The organism is Nocardioides sp. NPDC023903, from assembly GCF_040639295.1.
Taxonomy (GTDB): domain Bacteria; phylum Actinomycetota; class Actinomycetes; order Propionibacteriales; family Nocardioidaceae; genus Nocardioides.
Genome location: NZ_JBEZZS010000015.1, coordinates 109,969 through 129,396, shown reverse-complemented (window position 1 = coordinate 129,396; position 19,428 = coordinate 109,969). Strand labels below are relative to the sequence as shown.

Below are 19,428 nucleotides of genomic sequence, written 5' to 3'. Positions count from 1 at the left end.
CGGAAGGAGTCCTCCACGACCTCGTTGGCGTACTCGGAGGCGACCATCTTGGCCATGCCGGCCTCGACGTCCATCCGCTTGCCGGTGTCCTTCAGACGCGCGGCGCGGACCATCATGTTGTGGGAGACCTCGACCTTGGTGCCCATCTCCGCCAGGCGGAACAGGATGGCCTGGTGCTCGGCGATCTTCTTGCCGAAGGTCTGGCGCTGCTGGGCGTAGGCGATGCCGAGCTCGAAGCCCCGGATCGCCAGGCCGCAGGCGCGGGCGGCGACGTTGACGCGGCCGACCTCGACACCGTCCATCATCTGGAAGAAGCCCTTGCCCGGGGTGCCACCGAGGATCTGGTCGGCCGAGATCTTGTGACCCTCGAAGATCATCTCGGTCGTGTCGATGCCCTTGTAGCCCATCTTGTCGATCTTGCCGGGCACGGTCACGCCCTGCGCGGTCTCGCCGAAGCCCGGGGTCTTCTCCACCAGGAAGGTGGTCATGTTCTTGTAGACGCTCTCGGCGCCCTCATCGGTCTTGGTCAGCACCGCGACCAGGGTCGAGGAGCCACCGTTGGTCAGCCACATCTTCTGGCCGGTGATGCTGTAGGACCCGTCCTCGAGCTTGGTCGCCTTGGTCGACACCGCGCTCACATCCGAGCCGAGACCGGGCTCGGACATCGAGAACGCGCCACGTACCTCGCCGGTGGCCATCTTCGGCAGGTACTTCTGCTTCTGCTCCTCGGTGCCGTGCTGCATCAGCATGTAGGCCACGATGAAGTGGGTGTTGATGACGCCGGAGACCGACATCCAACCGCGCGCGATCTCCTCGACGCACAGCGCGTAGGTCAGCAGCGACTCACCCAGCCCGCCGTACTCCTCCGGGATCATCAGACCGAAGATGCCGAGCTCCTTGAGACCTTCGACGATCTCGGTCGGATACTCATCGGCGTGCTCCAGCTCCTGGGCCACCGGAATGACCTTCTCGTCCACGAACTGACGGACGGTCTTCAGGATCTCTTCCTGAATATCGGTGAGACCTTCGGTCTCGGCAAGGCGGGCCATCTACGCTCCTCGGTGGGTCAACACTTGACTGCAATGCATGATGTCAGACATTATTCAGACATGTCCACAGTAGCTGTCGTAACTGGAGCCGGGCGGGGTCTAGGCGAGGCAATCGCCCGCGAACTTGCTGCTGCCGGCACCGCCGTCGCTCTTGCCGGCCGGTCCGTCGAGCAGTTGGAGCAGGTGCAGAAGGCGATCGAAGCGGAGGGCGGGAAGGCGTTCGTGCATCCGACCGACGTGACAGACGCAGACGCGGTCGCCGGACTGTTCCGGGCTGCGGAGGGCGAGCTGGGTGCGGTCGACGTTCTCGTCAACAACGCGGGGATCGCGGCGCTGTCCAACCTGGTTGACCTCGACGAGGGGGAGTGGGACCGCATCTTCGACACCAACGTTCGCGGCATGTTCCTGTGCAGCCGAGAGGCCGGACGTCGATTCGCCAAACGGGGGCAGGGGCGCGCCGTCAACATCGCCTCGGTGTTCGGTCTGGTGGGGCGTCCCGGATACTCGGCCTACGGCGCCTCCAAGGGCGCCGTCATCAACTTCACCCGTGCCGTCGCTGCCGAGTGGGCTCGGTTCGGTGCGCAGATGAACGCAGTCGCACCGGGCTACTTCGCGACCGACATCAACGCCGAGCTGCGCGCAGACGAGGCGGCGATGGCAAAGGTTCTGCGCCGGATCCCGGCTCATCGCATGGGCGATCCGGACGAGTTGGCCAACGTCGTGCGCTACCTCGCACTCGAGGCGCCGGACTTTCTGACCGGCCAGACCATCGCGGTCGACGGTGGAGAGTCGAGCGTCTGAGATGGGAGCGAACAACATGACCGAGGCGGTCATCTGCGAGCCGATCCGCACACCCGTCGGTCGGTACGGGGGCATGTTCAAGAACGTGTCAGTCGCGAGCCTGGCCTCCACCGTGGTCAAGGGCCTGGTCGACCGCACCGGCATCACCGCCGACGACATCGATGACGTCATCTTCGGCCAGGGGTACGCCAACGGCGAGGCGGCCGCGATCGGCCGCATCGCGGTGCTCGACGCCGGGCTCGACGTGACGGTGCCGGGGCTCCAGCTCGACCGCAGGTGCGGTTCGGGTCTTCAGGCAGTGCTCTACGCCTGCATGCAGGTGGCCACAGGAGGCTCGGACCTGGTCCTGGCCGGTGGCGCGGAGAGCATGAGCCAGGCTGAGTACTACGTGCCGAACATGCGATGGAACGCCGGCGGGGCGCCACGCATGCTGGACCGGCTGGCCCAGCCGCGTACGAACTCCGGCGGCTGGCGCTTTCCGGTCGAGGGCGGAATGATCGAGACGGCGGAGAACGTCGGCCGCGAGTTCGGTGTCACCCGTCTCGAGCAGGACGAGTGGGCGGTCCGGTCGCACGCCCGTGCGGTGGCGGCCATGGAGGCCGGTCTGTTCGAGGACGAGACCGTTCCGGTGACGGTGCCTCAGCGCAAGGCTGACCCACTCGTCATCACCCGTGACGAGCACCCTCGCCCTGGCACGACGGTCGAGTCCCTTTCCAAGCTGAAGCCGATGCTCGCGGCTGGGCGTCCGGATGCCACGGTCACGGCGGGAAACTCGAGTGGCCAGAACGATGCTGCTGCGGTCGCCATCGTGACCACCCCCGAGAAGGCGGCGTCGCTCGGACTGCGCCCGCTCGCTCGGCTGGTCAGCTGGTCCTTGGCCGGTGTCGAGCCGCGCATGATGGGCATCGGCCCGGTGCCGGCGGCCCGGCGCGCGCTCGAGCGGGCCGGCCTGTCGTGGGCTGACATCGACCTGATCGAGCTCAACGAGGCGTTCGCCGCCCAGGTCCTGGGCTGCTTCCGTGGATGGGGCCTGGCCGACGCCGATCTCGAGCGGGTGAACGTCAACGGCTCCGGTATCTCGTTGGGCCACCCGATCGGTGCGACTGGCGGGCGCATCCTGGCCAATCTCTTGCGGGAGATGGACCGGCGGGAGTCTCGTTATGGCATGGAGACCATGTGCATCGGCGGCGGCCAGGGCATCGCTGCGATCTTCGAGAGGATGCCCTGATGCCGAAGATCCTTTATCTGAGCATGTCGCGCGAGGAGTACTCGCCGAACTACTTCCCGTTCCTGCGGGACTACGTGGACCAGGTGAAGTCACCTGGCACCGAGGTGGACCTGAGGGGCACCCGCGTCGGCCGTATCGACAGCTTCCGCTTCTTCGAGACGCTCGACTGGATCTCGATCCTGGACTCGGTGATCGGCGCGGAGCAGGACGGCTACGACGCGGTCGCGATCGGCAACATCCTCGATCCCGCACTGCGCGAGGCGCGCTCCATGGTCGACATCCCTGTCCTCGGCCTCGGCGAGACGTCGATGTTGACCTCCTGCATGATGGGCAGCACGTTCTCGCTCGTAGGAGTCAACCCCTACTTCGGAGGACGGTTCGAGGAGAACGTGGCGAAGTACGGCCTTCGCGACAGGCTCGCAAGCATCGAGTGCATGGGCCTGACCCCGCACGAGCTCGACGCCTGTTTCTCCGACGAGTCCGGTCGCGAGAAGGCGATCGAATCGTTCACCGCAGCGGCGCGCGCGTCGCTCGAGAAGGGCGCCGAGGTCGTCATTCCCGCCGGCGGTCGACTCACAGCCTTCTTGAACGCGGTCGGTCTGCGCGAGGTCGACGGAGCACCGTTGCTCGACGGCACGGTGTCGCTCGTCGCAGCGGCCGAGAGCGCGATCCGTATCCGCCAGAGGTTGGGCTCATTCGTCAGCCGTCGCCGCCTCTACGCGAAGGCGCCCGTGGACTCCATCCGGAAGGCGGCGGGGGAGTACGCCGAGGGCTACAACCTGCCCGCACTCGGACGTCTCGCATCGGATTCCACCGACATAACGAAGGACTGAGCCAGTTGAGCTATGACTACCCGTTGAGCAAGCAGGACACGTTCGTATCGAACCTCGACCGGTTGCGGGAGACCGCGCCGGACGTGGCTACCGCCTTCCGTGGGCTCCGCGTCGCCGCGGACGCCTTCGGTCCGCTCGATGCCAAGCAGCGGGAGCTGACGCTGCTCACGGGCTTCGCTGCCACGAAGAACGAAGGCGGGTTCCGTGTGCACTGCACCCGCGCCGTCGATGCCGGAGCGACGCTGGCGGAGATCGAGCAGGTGGTCATCCTGCTGTTGGGGACGACCCTCGGACTGGCACCAGCCGTCGAGGCGCTCGGTTGGGCACACGACGAGCTGACCTAGACCAGCGACGCCGGCCCGACCTACACGCACGTATTCGAAGACCCTGGAGGCACGAAGTGAAGCAGTTTCACCATCTCTACATCGACGGCAAGTGGGTTGAGCCATCGGGCGAGGAGACGCGGACGCTGATCGACCCGACGTCCGAGGAACCGTGGGCAACGGTGACCTCCGGGGCCGGTGGAGACGATGTCGATCGCGCGGTCGCGGCGGCGAAGCACGCGTTCCCAAGCTTCTCGACGAGCTCGATCGACGAGCGGGTCGCTCTGATCGACCGGATCATCGCGGCGTACGAACGTCGCGACGCGGAGCTGTCGCAGCTGATCGCGCAAGAGGTCGGCGTGCCCGTCTCGTTCAAGGCGCAGGTGACTGGACCGGCAGGGCACATGAAGGTCGCCCGTGATCTGATCGCGGCCTACGCCTTCGACCAGCAATTGGCAGACACGATCGTCAGGCGCGAGCCCATTGGTGTATGTGCGCTGATCTCGCCGTGGAACTGGCCCATCCAGACATCGGTGATCAAGGTGATCTACGGCATCGCCGCCGGCTGCACGATGGTGCTCAAGCCTTCGGACGCCTCGCCAGCGTCCGGCGTGGCCCTGGCCGAGGTGATGGACGAAGCGGGCGTTCCGCCCGGCGTCTTCAACCTGGTCATCGGTCGCGGCAGCGTCGTGGGCGAGGCGCTGTCGAGCCATCCTGACGTCGACATGGTGTCGTTCACCGGGTCGACCGTCGCTGGAGCCCGGGTGGGACAGTCGGCGGCACAGACCGTCAAGCGGGTCTGTTTGGAGCTCGGCGGCAAGTCGGCGAACATCGTGCTGACCGACGGCGACTTGGAGAAGGCCGCTCGTTGGAACATCCAGCGCGGCTTCTCCAACACCGGCCAGTCGTGCCATTCGCCCAGTCGGCTCCTGGTCCACGAGAGCCAGGTCGAGGACATCTTGCCGTTCCTCGAGGACGAGATCGCGCGGATGCGCGTGGGCGATCCGCGCGACCCGGCCACCACCCATGGCCCGCTCGTGCATGCCCAGCAGTTCAAGAGCGTGCAGAACCACATCGACGTCGGCCTCGAGGAGGGCGGCCGCCTGGTCGTCGGAGGACCGGGCCGGGTGGACGGGTTCGACCGGGGCTTCTTCTGCCGGCCGACGGTGCTGGCGGACGTGACCCCCGAGATGACGTTGGCCAAGGAGGAGATCTTCGGTCCTGTCCTGGTGGTCATGCCTTACCAGAGCGAGGCGGAGGCGCTGGACATCGCCAACGACTCGATCTTCGGGTTGGGCGGCTATGTCTTCAGCGAGGACCGCAGACGCGGCTATGAGTTCGCATGCGGCCTGCGGGCCGGTCGCATCTCCTTCAACGGCGCCAACACGAACTCGCTGACCCCGATGGGCGGCTACAAGCAGTCCGGCATCGGCCGGTCGATGGGCGTGTTCGGCCTCGAGGAGTACCTGGAGGTGAAGTCGATCTACGGCTTCGACGAGGAAGCACACGCCCTTCCCTCGCTCTAGCGAGGCAGCGGCATCACCAAACGTCGTCAAGGACCCGTTCAACCCGCGCTCCGCGAGCGTCGCAACACAGGAGGACCCTCATGTCAGACAGCAGCGAGACCCATACAGCCCTGGTAGTCGGTGCCGGCTCCGGCATCGGACGCGCAACGGCGCTGAGGCTCGCCGGGTCCGGCATGCAAGTAGTCGCAGCAGACCTCAATGACGAGGCGGTCGCAAAGCTGGCCGCCGAGCACGAGGGCATCGTGGATCTTGGAGAGGCATGGGATGCGACCAGTGCTGAGGAGTGCCGCCGGCTCGTCGCCGCCGTGGTCGCCAGGACCGGCAGGATCGATCATGTCGTCTCGACGGTCGGCTGGACGGCGATCACGCGGTTCCTCGAAGAGACTCCTGACTACTGGCGTCGCATCATCGACGTCAACCTGATGTCTGCGATCCATATCAGCGCCGCGGCCGGAGAGGCCATGCGAGAGACCGGCGGCACCATCGTTCTCACCAGCTCCGAGGCGGGCATGGTCGGCCAGTCGGGGGAGGCGGTCTACTCGGCTGCGAAGGGCGGCATCGTGGCATTGGCCAAGGCACTGGCCCGGGAGTGGGCGCGGTTCGGTATCCGGGTCAATGTGGTCGCGCCGGGTGTCACCGAGACGCCGTTGCTCGAGAGCCAGGGCGGCGAGACCCTCCTGTCCAGCGTCGTACGCGCCATCCCGCTGCGCCGCGCCGGAAAGCCGGAGGAGATCGCGGATGCGATCGCCTACCTGTCCTCGGCTGAATCTAGCTACGTCACCGGACAGACCCTCTGCGTGGGTGGCGGGCTCACGATGAGCTCGTAGCGGCCGTCCCAGCAGGTGCGGGTGGAGATCCACGTCCCGTGCCGTGCACCAGCAAGTACAAGAATCCACCGCAGAACAGGACGAGGCGACGAACATGCAGAACAAGACGGTCATCATCACCGGGGGCTCGCGCGGAATGGGCCAACGCCTCGCGCTCAAGCTCGCGGCCGAGGGCGCCAACATCGTGGTCAACTACCGTCGCGACGACGAAGCCGCGCAGCAGACGGTCAAGGACGTCGAGGCAGGCGGGGGCGCGGCGCTCGCTGTCCGGGCCGACGTGTCCGACACCGAGGCCGTAGCGGCGATGGTCGAACAGGTCGTCGAGCGGTTCGGCAGCATCGACGTCGTGGTGGCCAACGCCGCGGCGAGCGCGTTCAAGCCGCTGATGCAGATCCACGGGCACCACATCGACAAGACCATGGGCATCACCGTCCAGGGCTTCCTCGACCTGGTGCGTCTGAGCCTGCCACACATGCCGGCGGGCGGGCGGGTGCTCGCCGTCAGTGGCTGGGACAGCTTCCGGGCGTTGCCGGGTCACGGCCTGCTCGGTGCCGCCAAGGCAGCGATGGAGGCGATCGTGAAGTACCTCGCGATCGAGCTGGCGGGCCAGGGCGTCACCGCTGTGGGCGTGTGCCCCGGCCCGATCGACACAGACTCGTTCCGCTACTACGCCGGCGAGGCGTGGGAGGACTACGCCAAGCAGTGGCTGGCCCAGACTCCTTCCGGGGCGTACCCGACGCCGGACGAGGTCGCCGACGTCATGGCCTTCCTGTGCGAGCCGCGCAGCAGCGCGATCAACGGCCAGACGATCGTGGTCGATGGCGGTCTCTCGCTGGCGACCATGCCGATCGGCTTCGGTCAGGACTGAGCGATGGCCGTGAACTCCGCCTCGGTCGCGCAGACCGTCGTCCAGCTGATGAGCCAGGTCGAGCGCCGGCCGGCGCAGGATCTGGCCGTGGAAGACGCCGCCGGCCAGCGGCGCTACACGATTGCTCAGCTGAGTGATGCGTCCAACCGCCTCGCCAATGCCTTCATCGGGCTGGGCCTTCGTCCCGGGGACCGGGTGGCGTACGCCGCCCAGAACCACGTCGAGTACGTCGTGCTGGAGTTCGCTCTCCTGAAGGCCGGCCTCGTCAAGGTCCCGCTGAACCACCGCTTCGCACCGCACGAGCTCGCTCGATGCATCGAGCTGGCGGAGGTTCGGCTGGTCCTCGCTGACGATGCCTCGGCTCCGGCGCTCGACGAGGTGCTCGTCGACGGCGAGGTGCTCAAGACGATCATCGGTTCCCGTGACGGCTGGCTCTCGTTCGCCGATCTGGTGACGGGCGGCTCCGGTGCGCGGGTGCAAGTGGCGACCGGCCCGGACGACCTGTACCACATCAGGTTTAGCTCGGGATCGACCGGCCGCCCCAAGGGGATCCCGATCTCCCACCGTGGCGCGCGGGCGGCCATGCTCGGCAACACCTGGGTCATGAGCTCCAGCGGCCCGGTCGCCGCTCCCCGCACGCTGCAGGTCGCCCCGTTGGTCTATGCGGGAGGCTGGAGTGTCCTTCCGACGCTCGTGTGCGGTGGCACCAACGTGATCATGGAGCGCTTCGACGCAGACGAGATGCTCCGCGTCATCGCGGAGCGCGGCATCACCTGGATGTTCGCGGTTCCCACGATGCTCCGCCGGCTGAGCACCTCACCGGAGCTGCCGAGGCTGCGCGGCTCGGCGCTCTCGTGCCTGATGCTCGCGGGCGAGCCGGCTGCTCTCCCCGCGCTCGAGGTCGTCAGCGAGCACACCGACGCCATGGTGCAGTGCTGGGGACAGACCGAGGCACCGGCGTCGACCACCCTGCTCTCCAAGCCCGAGATGCGCAGCCGCGAGCTCTGGTCCTCGATCGGCCGGCCCGTGCCGGGCGTGGAGTTCTCCGTCTACAAGGACGGGGTGGTGCTGGAGCGGCCGGAGCCGGGGGAGGACGGCGAGCTCGTCATCCGTACCTCGAGCGTGGCGCCGACCCTGCTCGGCGGTGAAGCGGAGCATCGCGAGCGCCTCCTCGACGACGGCTGGTGGCGCACCTCGGACCTCGGCCACATCGACGACGCAGGCAGGATCTACATCGTCGGCCGCGCCAGCGAGACCATCATCACCGGAGGGACGAACATCCAGCCGGTGGAGATCGAGCGAGCCTTCGAGTCGCACGACGGCGTGCGCGAAGCGGTGGTCGTCGGGGTCCCCGACCAGCGATGGGGAGAGACACCCGCCGCGTACGTTCACGTCTCGGCCCTCACGGCGAACACGGCCCAGGAGCTGGATGGCTGGGTCAAGGACCGGCTGGCCGGCTTCAAGCGTCCAGGGCACGTCTACCTGTCGGCGGACCCGATACCTCGAGCCTCGGGCGAGGCGAAGATCGCTCGGGGCGACATCAAGAAGCTCGTGCGCGGATGGGTCGAGGACCCGGCGTGCCTACCGAAGAACGTGACGAAAGTGGTGAGGACGCGTGGATGACATCGTCGTCAGTTCGGCTGATGGGTGTGGCACTGTCAGGATCAACCGTCCCGACCGAGGCAACTCGGTCACACCCGACGTCGTGCGTCGGATGGGGGAGGCCGTTCAGGAGCTCGCGGAGACCGACGGCGTAGGTGCCGTCGTGCTCACCGGGACCGGGCGCGTCTTCTGCGCCGGTGCTGACGTCCGCGAGATGTACGACGTCTACACGGCCGACGGTCCGGACGCGTTGATGGACTATCTCGCCGACATCTGGATGCCGGCGGTCCAGGTGACGGTGCGCCAGCTCTGGAACGCTCCGCTTCCGGTGATCGCCGCCTACAACGGGGCGGCAACCGCGGGTGGTCTGGACTTCGGCCTCGCCTGTGACCTTCGCATCGCGGCGTCCACGGCGAAGTTCGCCGAGAGCTACGTCAACCTCGGGATGGTCCCCGTCGCCGGCGGTGCGTACCTTCTCCCCTCTCTGATCGGCCTTGCGCCGGCGTCCCGGATGATCGCCAGCGGTGCCTTCATCACCGCGGACGAGGCGCTCGAGCTCGGAATGGTCAGCGAGGTGTGCTCGGTCGACGAGCTCGACCGGAGGGCCCGCGAGGTCGCGACCGAGATGATGCACGGCCCGGTCGCGACCTACGCACGGGCGAAGAGGGTCGCTCGTGCCGCGGCGACCGTCGAGCTGGAGGTTGCGCTCCAAGAGAGTCTCGCTGCGAACATCGACCTGATCGCGCGACCCGACGTGCGCAAGGGCATCCTCGCGGTGATGGAGCGGTACAGCCAGTCTCCAAGCTGAGCCACGGGAGTTGCTGGCAGCGTAGGGCCCTGCAACCAAAATGGCGTGTGGCCTACCTCCACCGGAGGTAGGCCACACGCCATTCGTCTCTGTCTACATGCCGCCGTCGACCTGGATGTTCTGGCCGGTGATGAGGTCCGACTGGGAGGTCGACAGGAACACCGCGAGGTTGGCGATGTCGACCGGCTCGATCCGCCGCTTGATGCTCTGGTTCTCCAAGACCCACTCGTGGTACTCGTCGCGCTTGTCCCCACGCTGTGTGAACTCGGCGTCGGAGAGTACGGCGCCCGGCGAGATGCCGTTGACGTTGATCAGGTGCTCGCCCAGCTCGCGAGCCATTCCCTTGATCAGTCCGTACATCGCGCCCTTCGACGCGATGTACGGGACGTAACCCTCCCAACGCCCGGTCAGTGTCAGTGAGGTGATGTTGACGATCTTGCCGTAGTTCTTGGCCTTCATGTGTTTCGCGCACACGCGCGAGAGGACGAATACGGCAGAGGAGTTCACCCGAACCTGATCCTCGTACTCCTGGATGGAGAACTCCTCGTGAGGCTTGAAGATCACCAGGGCTGCGTTGTTGACCAGTACGTCGATCCCGCCGACCTCGTCAGCCAGCTCCGTGGCCGTTCTCTCGAGCCCCTGCAGATCGCCGAGATCGCAGCCCACGAAGCGAACGTCTGGGGCGATGGCGTCCAGGATCTTCTGAGCGTCGGGCGCATCGGGACGGTCGAGCGCGATGATGTTGGCGCCCTCCTCGGCGTAGCGGGCGACCAGGGCCTGCCCGATGGTGCCCAGTGCGCCGGTGATGAGGACGGACTTGTCGCTGAGTGCTGGCATGTTGTCTCCTTGTTGAATAGATGATCGAGATTGAGTCGACGGTCCGTCAGCGAGTCTTGGTCCGGATCCTCGCCAAGGACGTGTAGGCGGCGATGGCGACGAGCAGGATGAGCCCGTAGAGGATCTGCCGCCAGGCGTCGGGAATGTTGAGCAGTGGGGTCACGTTGTCGAGGGTCGCCAGGAACAGGGCTCCGAGCATGGCGCCGACGAAGGATCCGCGACCGCCGGTGAGCACGGCGCCGCCCAAGAAGACGGCGGCGAAGCACGGGAGCGTGTAACCGGCGCCGACGGAGTTGGAGCCCATGCCCGTCTGAGCGGCCAGGAACACGCCTCCGATCACTGCTCCGAGCGTGCAGGTCATCAGCGCGCCGGTCTGGATCCAGGCCACCCGCTCGCCCAGACGGAAGGCAGACTCGCCGTCGTACCCGACTGCCCGTAGGGCCAGCCCGCGCCCTCGCCGGTAGAGCCAGTACTCCATACCGATGGTGAGCGCGACGAGCCCGATGAAGGCGTACGGGATGTAGCCGAGTCCGTGCACGACCCCGGCGACGAACTCAGGGGCGATCACGCCACCGGGTTCGGGTCTGAGCAGGATGGCGATCCCCTGAACGATGCCCATCGACGCGACGGTGGCCACGATCGCGGGAACCTTCAGTACGACGATCAGCAGGCTGTTGAACCCGCCCACCGCGATGACGACGCCGGCCAGCGCCAGAGCAGTCGTGAGGACGGAACCAGACGAGAGGTCGGGAAGTGTCATCGACACGATGACGACGGTCAGGCTCATCACCGACCCGATCGAGAGATCGAAGAGTCTGGAGAGCATGTTGAACTGCTGTCCCAGCGCGACGAACGCGAGTGGCAGTGAGAGGAGGAGAAGGTTGGAGAGGTTGAACGTGGTCCAGAAGAACTCCGACCGGCTCTGGGCGTAGAAGGCGAGGATGGTGATCAGCAGCAGCAGAACAGGGGTGGAGACGTGCGCGATGCCCCGCTCCAGGAGGCGACGCCACCTGCTGCCACGCGCCGTGTCGGTGGCACCCCGTGCCTCTGCCGCGTCCGTGGCGCTGACGAAGCTGTGTACGATCTCGCTCTCGGTGGTGGGCTGGCTCAGCTCCGTGACCACGGTGCCACGCGACATCACATAGACGCGGTCACACAGACCTTCGAGCTCGGCGGAGTCGGAGGAGTTGATCAGCACCCCGATCCCATCGTCGGCCGCCGCACTCAGAACCCGGTAGATGTCCAGGCGGGCCCGCGCATCGACGCCCTGGGTCGGCTCATCGACGATCAGCACCTTCGGGTTCTTCAACGACGGGCGTGCCAGGACGGTCTTCTGCTGGTTTCCCCCTGATAGGGAGCTGATCGGCTGGAACGGGGATGCGGACACGATGCCGAGATCCCTGCTGGCCTTCGCGAAGGCCGGACGCCGCCGCCCCAGCAGAGAGGTGCCCGCCGGTCCAGCATCTGGTCCCAGCTGAGCGGTTGCGTTGTCCATGACACTCACCGGGGCGAAGATCGATTCGGCCGCCCGGTCGCCGCTCTGCAGGCTGATCCCGGCGGCCAGCGCAGTTCCCGGTGTGACCCGATGCAGGCTTCTTCCGTTGACCGCGACGGTGCCGCCTTGCCGATCGATGCCGATGATCCCGCGGAGCAGTGCCCGTTGCCCGTTGCCCTCGGCGCCTGCAACTCCGACGATCTCGCCGGCACGCACCTCGAGGGAGACCGGCCCGAACTCGTGGCCGCGAAGCTCACGTACCTCCAACCGGAGGTCGGTGCTGGTCGGCGTTGCACGCTTGGGGAACTCGAGCTCGGTCGGGGCACCGACCATCAGTTCTACGATGTCGGCCACCTCCCAGTCCTTGGAGCTGAAGGTGCCCTGGCGTACGCCGTCGCGGATCACCGTGAGCCGGTCCGCCAGACGACGAACCTCGGCCAGACGGTGACTGACGAAGACCACTGCGGTGCCCTCGTCACACGCCCGTTTGACCAGCTCCTCGAGATGAGCGGCCAGACGCATGTCGAGGGCGGCCGTGGGCTCGTCCAGCATGAGCACGCCCGGCTCGGTGACCATGGCTCGCGCGACCTCGAGCAGCTGGCGTGCCCCTGGGCCGAGGCGTGACACCAGATCGGTCTGCTTGAACGGGAGGTCGAACCGGGCCAAGGTCGCATCCAGGTCGGCCGGCTTCCTCATGCCGATGGCATTCAGCGAGAGACTGATGTTGTCCGCGACGCTCAGGTCCGCGATCAGCGCGGTGTCCTGGTAGGCCGTTGCCAGACCCAGCTGACGGGCGTGTTTGACGCCGCCGCCGGTGAACCGCTGGCCACCGATCGTGACGGTTCCGCTGTCGGGCGTGAGGACCCCCGAGGCGACCTTGATCAGGGTGGACTTCCCGGACCCGTTCTCGCCCACCAACGCGTGCACCTCACCAGGAGCGCAGTCGAAGTCGACCTCCGAGAGGGCTCGGACGCCGGGAAAGGTCTTGGTGACGCCGCGGAGGCATACGCCTTCATGCGTTGGTGACTCGGGTGGAAGCGCTGTCTCGTGCTCCCGGGAAATGGTGTTGTCCATCAGAAACCTTCCGGTTTGAACTGGGTCCCGGGCTGCGTCCGCAGCCCGGGACCCACTGCGGGAGTGTCAGGACCCGGCCGCCAGGACGGAGGCGGCCGTCTCGGGGCCGAACAGGGTCGGGACCGGAGCGTTAGCCGGCATCTTCGGGTCGAATGACGGAAGGATCTCGTCGGCATCGACCATCGGGTACGGGATGGAGATGTCATGTCCGACGTCCTCGCCGAGCACCTTCATGATGCCGGCGGTCAGCCCCGCCCGGCCGTACCAGACCCTGCTGTTCGCGACCATCGCCTTGGCGTCGATGCCGTCGGCCTGCGCGTCACGCAGCTGCCCCAGATAGGAGTAGTTGACGGCGTCGGACATCATCAGGGGAGGCGTCTCGCCGGCCTTGAGGAACGGGGAAGTGAAGTACTCCATCGTGTAGTCGTACGCCACAGCCGCCGGCTCGGTCCCCGATGCGTGCAAAGCGTTGCCCTCCTGGGTCATGCCCTGGGGAGTCCACTGGGTGAAGCCCTCGTTGACCTTCTTCCAGCCGGCCGACTCCAGACCCTTGACAAGACAGGGCTGCCACTCGGCGGCGCTCGCATTGCCGGGGATTCCCGTGTAGAGGCCGTATCCCGAGGGCTCGGGAATGAGCTCGGTCACCTGCTTCGCGCCGTCGGTGTAGGCGGCGCAGAGGTCTGAGGTGGCCTGGACGTCGACGAGCTCAGCTACCTCCTTGGGGAGGTTCGTCTCCGCTTGGACGACGGTGATCCCGGCTGCCTTCGCCTGCCTCACCGCAGGGGCGATGGCCGCGCCGAAGATCGAGTCCATCACGATCACGTCAGGCTGCTGGGCCACCAGACTCTTGAAGTTGGCGAGCCAGCTCGCGGTGTCGGTGCCGAGGCTGTAGATGATCTTGGCGACGTCGGGGGAGGCGATGGCCTGGGCGGTGAGCTCGGCACGGAACGTCTGTCGCCATGGGTTGATGTTGTCGTTCGGGAAGGCGACCGTCAGGGAGCCGCGTCCGGTCTCGCACACGTTCTTAGACAGACACTCCTGGAGCTGCTTCTCCATGTCGGGAGTCCACTCCTGAGCAGCGACCTTCATGGTCTCCTGGATCGCCGGATCGAGGTCGTCCAGCGGGATGTCCTGAAGGAAGGCGCGCTGGATGACAGAGGTGACTGCCTCATCGCTCACCTCCACTACGGCCATCTCGGCACGTGGCTCGTTACTGCCGCCCCCGGTCTCGCTGGGACCACAGGCCGCGAGGGTCCCGGCCAGCGTGGTGGCGAATGCGACGACGCCGAGTCTCGTCCATATCCGTCGGAGGCGCATACCGCCTCGCCTAGTCGTTGTCATTTCTGTCTCCATTCAGGGATGAGGTCGAGATTGCTTGCTCGTCCGCCCGAGCGCGGGGGAGTGGATCGTGGTGGTCCGAGGCAGGATTCGAGGATCGACGGCCGCCGAGACGTAGGCCTCGGCTGAGACCGGATGCGCTGTATTGCCCCATCGTGATGGCGCCCACGGCGAGGACCAGTACGAAGCCTTGAACCATGACGCGTGAACCGGCGCCCAGGCCGAGCAGCGCCAAGAACTGGTCGAGCAGCTGAAGGAACACGGCGGCGGTGACGACACTGGCGACGTTGGCGGGGCCGCCGCCGAACATCGCTCCCGCGATGCCCACGACGGTGATCGTGGCCAGCTGGTAGACGGCTCCGGATTGCACGTCCGGTGTCCCGAGGTAACCGGCGAGGAGGACGCCGGCGATGCCGTAGAGCAGGCCGGCCAGTGCGAAGGTTCCGAGCTCGGTCCGCACGACCGAGATGCCCAGCACGCGCGCGGCGCGTCGGTTCGACCCGACGAACGCGATGCGCTGGCCGAATCGGGTTTTGCCCAACATCAAGATGAGCAGCACCGCGATGACGAGCGCATAGACAAAGATCGCACTGACCATGCCGAGGGCGGGTTGGGCGAATGAGGTCAAAGCCTCGGGCGCGCGGCCGGTCACCGACAGTGAGACGCCGGTCCAGAGCCGGATGGCCCCGGTGATGATCCCGAACGTGGCCAGGGTCACGATCAGCGGGTTGAGTCGCAACACGCTGATCAGGACACCGTTCAGCAGACTCAGCAGCACCGGTACGACGACGGCGGCGGCGATGACCAACGGGATGTTGGCGTTCTCGCCGCCGTAGTGGACGACCACTCCCGCTGCCACCGACACGATCGCTCCGACCGAGAGATCGAGCGCGCCGACCATGATGATGAGCATCTGGCCCAGGGCGGCGACGACGAGTACGCCGGCCAAGGCCGTGACGAGCTCGACCGAAGGGCCGCTCAACGCCCGCGGCGTGACCGGCACGATGACGACCAGCAGCACGACCAAGGCGGCCCAGCTCGCGCGGTAGCGCGCGGGCCAACGGTACTTGAGATCGGTGATGAGGCCGGCGTTACGCCCTTGCCTGCCCACCCCTGATGACTGTGTCGTGGCGCTCATCACGCGCCCCGTACCTCATGCATAGCAACCCTGCTCTCCAGCCGAAGGTCCCGACGCCTGCGCCAATTGTTTGACTTTATGACGGGTGTCACATGACATTCCTACTAGTGAAACATTAAGCAGTCAAGGGATTGATGTGACTTACTTCATACAAGGTAGTCCGCTGAACGGCTGGTGAAGGTTCTGGCCGTCGCTTGGGGTGGGCGCGCCTGATGGGAATCGCTGCGTGATGAGGGCCCGGCTCCCAACGCGGCGTGGCGCTCCAGGGGTCGTCTGAAATGCAAGGTGGGTCGGACCGCTCCGGCAGTTCGCCAGAGCGGGTCCGACCCGCGTTTTCCTGGATGCTGTCAGGAGGTCGCGGCGCTCCGGAGGAGGCGGTTCGCCCGGTAGCGGGTGTCGTGATAGGTCGACCACAGCTGGTCGAGCAGCTCGAGAACCGTGCTCGATCCCCAGTCCCGAGTCCAGGCGAATGGGCCGACCGGATAGTTGGTCCCGAGCTCCATAGCGACATCGATGTCGTCCGGTGTCGCAACACCGTGGAGCGCGGTCTCCCAGGCCTCGTTGGCGATGACTGCGAGAGTGCGGGCCACGACCAGGCCGGGCACGTCGTCGACCTCGTAGACGTCGACCCCTGCTGCTGCAAGGAGGCCTGCGACGGCGGCGGGAGTCCCTGGGTGGGACGCGGCGGCAGCGATCGAGGTTGCAGCTCCGGCGTCGACGCACCGGTCGATGACGACAACGGGTGCCCCGTCGCGAACCGCCGACTCCTGGTGAGCGGTCCGCCCGCGGGTCACGACGACCACGATGCCCTCGTTGGGGAGGGTCGCTGCCGGACCGGCGCTGTCGGAGTCGCTGACGCGATCGACCTCGACCGCGCTTCGCGAGAGCAATGTCGAGAGTTGCCCGCAGTCGCCGGTGAGAACGACCTTTTCCGGGGTGTCGCTCGGGGGCACGGCCACGGGCTTGCCCGGCTCGGCGTCATCGGCATAGGAGTAGAAACCGTGGCCGCGCTTGCGGCCGTAATGGCCGGCGGCCACCAGTTCGTCCTGGATGCGGGACGGCTCGAATCGGCGATCGAAGTTGAAGGCCGTCCAGACCGATCGAGTCACCGCGGCGTTCACGTCGTTGCCGATGAGATCCATCAGCTCGAACGGACCCATGCGGAAACCGGCGCCGCGGATGACCTCGTCGACGGTCGCTGGAGACGACACCTGCTCCTCGACGAGCCGCAGCGCCTCGCCGTAGAAGCCGCGAGCGACCCGGTTGACGATGAACCCCGGGGCGGACTTCACGCGCGCGACCTGCTTCCCCCAGGAAGTGGCGAGGTCCGCGATCTGGTCGGCAATCGCCGGCTCGGTCTGGACGCCTGAGACGACCTCGACCAGCTTCATCACCGGCACGGGGTTGAAGAAGTGCATGCCGACCACCCGCTCCGGTACCGGGGTGCCGGCGGCGATCGCGGTGACCGAGAGCGACGACGTGTTGGTCGCGAGTACGCAGCCGTGGCCGAAGTGCGCCGCTGCAGCCTGGAACACGGCGGTCTTGACGTCCAGTGATTCCAGCACCGCCTCGATCACCAGCGTGTCCGAGTCTGGTGGGGTGGCCTCGATGGAGGTGAAGGTTCCGAGGTGTTCGCCCAATGCGGCGGCAAGTTCGGGCCGGCGTCGCGCGAGTCGCTTCGAGATCTCCTGTCGTGCTGCGTGGAGTTGATCCTCCTGGGGGTCGACCAAGCTGACGCGATGCCCGGCAGCCAGGGCGATCTGGGCGATTCCGCGCCCCATCGTCCCGGCACCGACCACGCAGATCGGGATGGTTGTCGTCATGCTCTCGCTCCTCGCCGTGGCGCTCGCCCGATCTCCGGTTGAGCTCTGCTCGGGTGCTTGCCCGTATGTGTAAGACAATGTACGTTGTTGTCAACTAATTGCCAATCGGATTGGTTCGCCACGACGGTTCGGCCCGAGTGTTGATGGAGAGCGGATGAACTACGAAGACATCGTCGTCACTGTCGAGGACGGAGTGGCGACGATCGTGATCAACCGGCCCGAGAACGCGAACAAGCTCCGGTTCCAGACGGCGCGTGAACTTCTCGATGCGTTCCGCATGGTCCGGGAGACGCCAGCGATCGATGTCGCCGTCCTGACTGGCGCTGGGGAGAAGTTCTTCTGCATCGGCGGGGAGCACGAGGAGCTGGAGTCGCTCGACTACTCCAGTGTCATGCCGGTGATCGATCTCTACGAGTTCATCGACACCATGCCGAAGCCGGTGATCGCCGCGGTCAACGGCTTTGCGGTCGGCGGTGGCAATGTCCTGCACGTCGTCTGTGACCTGACAGTCGCAGCACCGCACGCGGTGTTCCGGCAGGTTGGCCCGATGGTCGGCAGCTTCGACGCCGGCTACGGCACGTGGTATCTCGAGGAGACGATCGGCCGGCGCCGGGCGAAGGAGATGTGGTACCTCAACCGCAAGTACTCCGCTGATCAGGCTCTCACCATGGGCCTGGTGAACGATGTCGCCGACGATCCGGTCGCCCATGCACTGGAGCTCGCGCAGACGCTGCGCCTGCGTGGGCCGTTCGCGTTGAGCGCGCTGAAGACGGCGTTCTCCGGGCGCCACACGGGAGTGGCGGGCCAGGCTCGCCTCGCCCACGACCTGCTGCTCACGGCGTATCGGAGCACCCAGGAGGCCGATGAGATGTCGAAGTCGTTCGAGGAGCGTCGCGAGCCCGACCGGTCGAGGTTCAACCAGTGAACTCGTCCAGCAGTGAACTCGACAGCTTCCTGGACGTCGTCGCGAAGGTGGCTGCCTCGGTGGCCGACGCGCCGGGTCCGCTTGCCGACTCCCGCAGCGCGCTGGCCGGTGCCGGCCTGCTGGACCTCGGGCGCGACACAGCTGATGAGCCCGATGCTCTTCACTGGCTGACTCACACCGTCCGAGTCGCCGCCGAGTCGTCGCCGTCACTGGCGTACGTCCTGGCCGCCCGCTACGCCGCCGATCTGGTCCACGGCTCACTCGGCGAGGCATCCGAACCCGCGTTCGCACTTGCAGTGCCCCCGTCGGCGCCGGTCGTTCCCACGGCGCTCGGGCCGCGGCATGTGGTCGTGCTCGACGCCGATGCCGGAGAGGCGAGAACGATGGCCTGGGAGGACGTGGCCGACTCGGCCGACGCATCGCCACGAACCGGCCTACGACTCGCCGGGCTGGTCACGTTGAATGTTCCTGAAGCCGCCGCTGGGGAACCACTGGCCTCCCCGGAGGCACTGGGGCACTGGGACCTGCTCACCAGCGCAGTCCTCATCGGGACTGCCCGCCGAGCGGTTCGCGAATCCGAGACCTACGTCGTGGAACGGCACCAGTTCGGTGTGCCGATCGGTTCGTTCGCGGGCCTACGTGCACTCGTCGCCGACATGGATCTCAAGGTCAAGGGTGCCCGGGCCCTCTTGGACGCCGCCCTTGACCGCGGATCGACCGAGACCGTGTCGGCTACGGCGGGTCGGGCAGCGGTCGAGACCTGCATCGCGGCCATCCAGGCACATGGCGGTTACGGCTACATCGATGAGTATCCGCTCGCCGAACTTCTGCGCGACGCGATCAGCGTCCAGGCACGGGCGGGCGGGCGCCGTCTGCACATCGCTCGCGTCGCCGCGCGCGCCCTGGGCCCTCGCGACGGGTCGCCGTCATGAC

At 66.8% G+C, this 19,428-nt stretch carries 17 protein-coding genes; 11 read left to right on the top strand and 6 right to left on the bottom strand.

The genetic code is table 11. The features are described 5' to 3' along the window. Positions 1-1,049: acyl-CoA dehydrogenase family protein (locus AB0F44_RS17245; protein ID WP_357357415.1), on the bottom strand; the 1,049-nt coding region annotated here is incomplete at its 3' end. Between the two features lie 60 nt (positions 1,050-1,109). Here AB0F44_RS17245 and AB0F44_RS17240 point away from each other — a divergent pair. The 9 genes from AB0F44_RS17240 (at position 1,110) to AB0F44_RS17200 (ending at position 9,865) form a co-directional block, all read left to right on the top strand. Beyond that, positions 1,110-1,850: a glucose 1-dehydrogenase gene (locus AB0F44_RS17240; RefSeq protein ID WP_357357413.1), complete on the top strand. Its 741-nt coding sequence runs from the start codon at positions 1,110-1,112 to the stop codon at positions 1,848-1,850. Positions 1,851-1,866: 16 nt separating this feature from the next. Further along, positions 1,867-3,078, top strand: a complete 1,212-nt coding sequence (locus AB0F44_RS17235) for an acetyl-CoA C-acetyltransferase (RefSeq protein WP_357357411.1) — start codon at positions 1,867-1,869, stop codon at positions 3,076-3,078. Next, positions 3,078-3,911, top strand: a complete 834-nt coding sequence (locus AB0F44_RS17230; RefSeq protein WP_357357410.1) for an aspartate/glutamate racemase family protein — start codon at positions 3,078-3,080, stop codon at positions 3,909-3,911. Before AB0F44_RS17235 ends, AB0F44_RS17230 begins: the two co-directional genes overlap by 1 nt. Positions 3,912-3,916: 5 nt before the next feature. Then, the gene (locus tag AB0F44_RS17225) at positions 3,917-4,255 is read left to right on the top strand and encodes a carboxymuconolactone decarboxylase family protein (protein WP_357357408.1); all 339 of its coding nucleotides are present in this window, start codon (positions 3,917-3,919) and stop codon (positions 4,253-4,255) included. A gap of 56 nt (positions 4,256-4,311) precedes the next feature. Further along, positions 4,312-5,760, top strand: a complete 1,449-nt coding sequence (locus AB0F44_RS17220) for an aldehyde dehydrogenase family protein (protein ID WP_357357406.1) — start codon at positions 4,312-4,314, stop codon at positions 5,758-5,760. 80 nt (positions 5,761-5,840) lie between these two features. Continuing rightward, positions 5,841-6,587, top strand: coding sequence for an SDR family NAD(P)-dependent oxidoreductase (locus AB0F44_RS17215; protein WP_357357404.1), 747 nt, complete (start codon positions 5,841-5,843; stop codon positions 6,585-6,587). A 94-nt stretch (positions 6,588-6,681) separates the two neighbouring features. Beyond that, the gene (locus tag AB0F44_RS17210) at positions 6,682-7,455 is read left to right on the top strand and encodes an SDR family oxidoreductase (RefSeq protein ID WP_357357402.1); all 774 of its coding nucleotides are present in this window, start codon (positions 6,682-6,684) and stop codon (positions 7,453-7,455) included. Between the two features lie 3 nt (positions 7,456-7,458). Then, complete coding sequence (locus tag AB0F44_RS17205; protein ID WP_357357400.1) at positions 7,459-9,078, top strand: class I adenylate-forming enzyme family protein; 1,620 nt, start codon at positions 7,459-7,461, stop codon at positions 9,076-9,078. Continuing rightward, complete coding sequence (locus tag AB0F44_RS17200; protein ID WP_357357398.1) at positions 9,071-9,865, top strand: enoyl-CoA hydratase/isomerase family protein; 795 nt, start codon at positions 9,071-9,073, stop codon at positions 9,863-9,865. Before AB0F44_RS17205 ends, AB0F44_RS17200 begins: the two co-directional genes overlap by 8 nt. A gap of 93 nt (positions 9,866-9,958) precedes the next feature. Here AB0F44_RS17200 and AB0F44_RS17195 read toward each other — a convergent pair whose 3' ends face one another. The 5 genes from AB0F44_RS17195 to AB0F44_RS17175 all read right to left on the bottom strand — a co-directional run bounded on the left by AB0F44_RS17195 (position 9,959) and on the right by AB0F44_RS17175 (position 17,570). Further along, positions 9,959-10,702: an SDR family oxidoreductase gene (locus AB0F44_RS17195; RefSeq protein ID WP_357357397.1), complete on the bottom strand. Its 744-nt coding sequence runs from the start codon at positions 10,700-10,702 to the stop codon at positions 9,959-9,961. A gap of 46 nt (positions 10,703-10,748) precedes the next feature. Beyond that, positions 10,749-13,271 carry an ATP-binding cassette domain-containing protein gene (locus tag AB0F44_RS17190; protein WP_357357394.1) on the bottom strand — a complete coding sequence of 841 codons (2,523 nt, stop codon included), beginning with the start codon at positions 13,269-13,271 and terminating at the stop codon, positions 10,749-10,751. Between the two features lie 66 nt (positions 13,272-13,337). Next, on the bottom strand, positions 13,338-14,588 hold the full coding sequence (locus AB0F44_RS17185; RefSeq protein ID WP_357357392.1) for a substrate-binding domain-containing protein: 1,251 nt from the start codon (positions 14,586-14,588) through the stop codon (positions 13,338-13,340). A 10-nt stretch (positions 14,589-14,598) separates the two neighbouring features. After that, positions 14,599-15,747: an ABC transporter permease gene (locus tag AB0F44_RS17180; protein WP_357357390.1), complete on the bottom strand. Its 1,149-nt coding sequence runs from the start codon at positions 15,745-15,747 to the stop codon at positions 14,599-14,601. Positions 15,748-16,094: 347 nt separating this feature from the next. Then, positions 16,095-17,570 (bottom strand): 3-hydroxyacyl-CoA dehydrogenase, encoded by a 1,476-nt coding sequence (locus AB0F44_RS17175; protein WP_357357389.1) that lies wholly within the window; start codon positions 17,568-17,570, stop codon positions 16,095-16,097. A gap of 154 nt (positions 17,571-17,724) precedes the next feature. Here AB0F44_RS17175 and AB0F44_RS17170 point away from each other — a divergent pair, with 154 nt between their 5' ends. Together AB0F44_RS17170 and AB0F44_RS17165 are read left to right on the top strand one after the other, a co-directional pair. Beyond that, the gene (locus AB0F44_RS17170) at positions 17,725-18,495 is read left to right on the top strand and encodes an enoyl-CoA hydratase-related protein (RefSeq protein WP_357357387.1); all 771 of its coding nucleotides are present in this window, start codon (positions 17,725-17,727) and stop codon (positions 18,493-18,495) included. Further along, positions 18,492-19,427 (top strand): acyl-CoA dehydrogenase family protein, encoded by a 936-nt coding sequence (locus AB0F44_RS17165; protein WP_357357385.1) that lies wholly within the window; start codon positions 18,492-18,494, stop codon positions 19,425-19,427. The genes AB0F44_RS17170 and AB0F44_RS17165 overlap by 4 nt, the downstream gene beginning before the upstream one ends. The last annotated feature ends 1 nt before the right edge of the window (position 19,428 follow it).

Excerpts from the sequence above, each read along its gene's own strand:
- AB0F44_RS17170 (WP_357357387.1), top strand. The coding sequence starts at position 17,725 with ATGAACTACGAAGACATCGTCGTCACTGTCGAGGACGGAGTGGCGACG.
- AB0F44_RS17185 (WP_357357392.1), bottom strand. The coding sequence starts at position 14,588 with ATGCGCCTCCGACGGATATGGACGAGACTCGGCGTCGTCGCATTCGCC.
- AB0F44_RS17205 (WP_357357400.1), top strand. The coding sequence starts at position 7,459 with ATGGCCGTGAACTCCGCCTCGGTCGCGCAGACCGTCGTCCAGCTGATG.
- AB0F44_RS17235 (WP_357357411.1), top strand. The coding sequence starts at position 1,867 with ATGACCGAGGCGGTCATCTGCGAGCCGATCCGCACACCCGTCGGTCGG.
- AB0F44_RS17230 (WP_357357410.1), top strand. The coding sequence starts at position 3,078 with ATGCCGAAGATCCTTTATCTGAGCATGTCGCGCGAGGAGTACTCGCCG.
- AB0F44_RS17215 (WP_357357404.1), top strand. The coding sequence starts at position 5,841 with ATGTCAGACAGCAGCGAGACCCATACAGCCCTGGTAGTCGGTGCCGGC.
- AB0F44_RS17180 (WP_357357390.1), bottom strand. The coding sequence starts at position 15,747 with ATGAGCGCCACGACACAGTCATCAGGGGTGGGCAGGCAAGGGCGTAAC.
- AB0F44_RS17175 (WP_357357389.1), bottom strand. The coding sequence starts at position 17,570 with ATGACGACAACCATCCCGATCTGCGTGGTCGGTGCCGGGACGATGGGG.
- AB0F44_RS17190 (WP_357357394.1), bottom strand. The coding sequence starts at position 13,271 with ATGGACAACACCATTTCCCGGGAGCACGAGACAGCGCTTCCACCCGAG.
- AB0F44_RS17210 (WP_357357402.1), top strand. The coding sequence starts at position 6,682 with ATGCAGAACAAGACGGTCATCATCACCGGGGGCTCGCGCGGAATGGGC.
- AB0F44_RS17195 (WP_357357397.1), bottom strand. The coding sequence starts at position 10,702 with ATGCCAGCACTCAGCGACAAGTCCGTCCTCATCACCGGCGCACTGGGC.
- AB0F44_RS17240 (WP_357357413.1), top strand. The coding sequence starts at position 1,110 with ATGTCCACAGTAGCTGTCGTAACTGGAGCCGGGCGGGGTCTAGGCGAG.